This is a genomic window from Microcystis sp. M53598_WE2, assembly GCF_030067735.1.
GTDB classification, from domain to species: Bacteria; Cyanobacteriota; Cyanobacteriia; order Cyanobacteriales; family Microcystaceae; genus Microcystis; species Microcystis aeruginosa.
Map to the genome: position 1 here is coordinate 1 of NZ_JASJFE010000392.1, position 1,905 is coordinate 1,905.

2 protein-coding genes are annotated in these 1,905 nt (G+C 44.5%); both read right to left on the reverse strand.

What is annotated here, in order from left to right:
• Positions 1 to 127: 127 nt before the first annotated feature.
• On the reverse strand, positions 128 to 640 hold the full coding sequence (fldA, locus tag PX636_RS08460; RefSeq protein WP_002735314.1) for a flavodoxin FldA: 513 nt from the start codon (positions 638 to 640) through the stop codon (positions 128 to 130).
• A gap of 266 nt (positions 641 to 906) precedes the next feature.
• A partial coding sequence (locus PX636_RS08465; RefSeq protein ID WP_288116746.1) for a chlorophyll a/b binding light-harvesting protein occupies positions 907 to 1,905 on the reverse strand: 999 nt, incomplete at its 5' end.

Consider the following 1,905-nt stretch of genomic DNA (forward strand, 5'->3'; position numbering starts at 1 on the left):
TAACGAAGATCCATCAGTAGTCGGTGAAAAGAAAGCTGCGAACTAGCCACTTAATACTATTCACTGGTAACTGATAACTGATAACTGGTAACTGATAACTGATAACTGATAACTGATTGATAGCTAACTAAACGCCAAATTCGCCCTTAAGTCCCGCGACCCAAGTTTTGATCCGTTGTTCAGTTAAATCGGATTGGTTGTCTTCATCGAGGGCTAAACCGACAAATTTGCCATTTTTTAGGGCTTTCGACTCGTTAAAATCGTAACCTTCTGTCGGCCAGTAACCGACAGTTTTACCCCCCAGGGAGGCGATTTTTTCTTCCAGTATCCCCAGAGCATCTTGAAAGTTATCCGCATAACCGATTTGATCCCCCATCCCGAAATAAGCGACCTTTTTGGAGACGAAATCAATGTCATCCAATTCATCGTAAAAACCCGCCCAATCGCTTTGTAATTCGCCGATATTCCAGGTGGGACAACCGATAATCAGGGCATCGTAGGGGGCAAAATCCTCGGTAGAAGCGGAGGAGATATCGTGTAATTCTACAATTGCCTCACCTCCAAATTCTTTCTGAATCATTTCCGCCACCGTTTCGGTTTTGCCGGTTTGCGTGCCAAAAAATAAGCCAATTTTTGCCATAAAATTTGTCCTTGTTGCGAAATAAGTGAGTTTAACTCTTAATTCTCCTTGATAGGGAATAAAGCCCCTGATTACAGTTTTCTCTCTCTGAAACTGGCATTTCCTGCCGGCAAGAACTACAGTACCAATAAGAGCGAGAGCGTCCAATGTGATGCAGCAATTTGGTGTTACAACAGGTACAGTAAGGCATAAGGGACAGTTAGAAAGATTGATCAGCGGGGAAAATTAGGAAAATCGATAATTTATCCTAATCTTCCTTGAAAAAACTAGGCTTCTATCGCATTTAAGGCTTTTTCTACTCGTTTAAAGTCAAAACCCATCGCGCGTAAAGCGTGCCAGAGATGACCTTGTAAAAAGAAGAAAGCGAGGAAAAAGTGGGCATTAGCTAACCAACAGCGCGCCGTATGTACTCCAAAGGGCAATTTCACCGTGTCGGCAAAGTAGGGAGCAATTCCTAACTTCACTTCTAAAATTGGCCCGTAAAATTCGACTGGATAAGCGAGGGTATTTACCCCACAGAAATAGGCGGCCACGAAACCAGCTAGGGCAATTCCGCCCAAAGAATAGGATAAAATGGCTTCTCCAGAGAAAATCAGCACATTTCTCGCCCATTTGAGCGGGGGAACGATAATATGCCAGATACCGCCCCCAATTAACATTAAACCGACGTAGATATGACCACCGACTAAATCTTCGAGATTGTCCACAGTAGCAAAGTGGGTTTGATAGCCATAGATAACCCAAGGATCGAGGGTTGGTTCACTAACGACTCGGACAGCGCCGATAGTTGCGTCGTATAATCCCCCCCAGTACATAGCTTTGGCCACTAATAATAATGCAGCTATACCTAAAAAGAGCAGATGATGACCGAGAATAACTCCTAATTGTCGGGGTTCACTCCAATCGAAATGGAATTTTTTCCCCGGACCGGAGGAATCTTTCAGGGTTTCTGGGACTCTTAACAGGTGAAATAAGGCTCCTGCTCCCAAAACTGCCGAAGAAATCAGATGAATTGAGCCAATCACGAAAAAGGGATAGATATCGATGATTTGCCCCTTTTCTCCGACTCCAAAGCCTAAAGTGGCCAGGTGCGGCAGTAAAATTAAGCCCTGTTCTGCCATGGCTATATCGGGGCGATACTGGGAAATTTCAAATAAGGTGAAGGCTCCTGCCCAAAAAGCGATTAAAGCAGCTTGGGCAACGTGGGCAACGATAAATAAGCCTGATTTATCGGCAAAACGGGCATTTCCTGCCCACCAGTCGTA

Coding starts and splice junctions, on each gene's coding strand:
- fldA (WP_002735314.1), bottom strand. CDS start 640: ATGGCAAAAATTGGCTTATTTTTTGGCACGCAAACCGGCAAAACCGAA.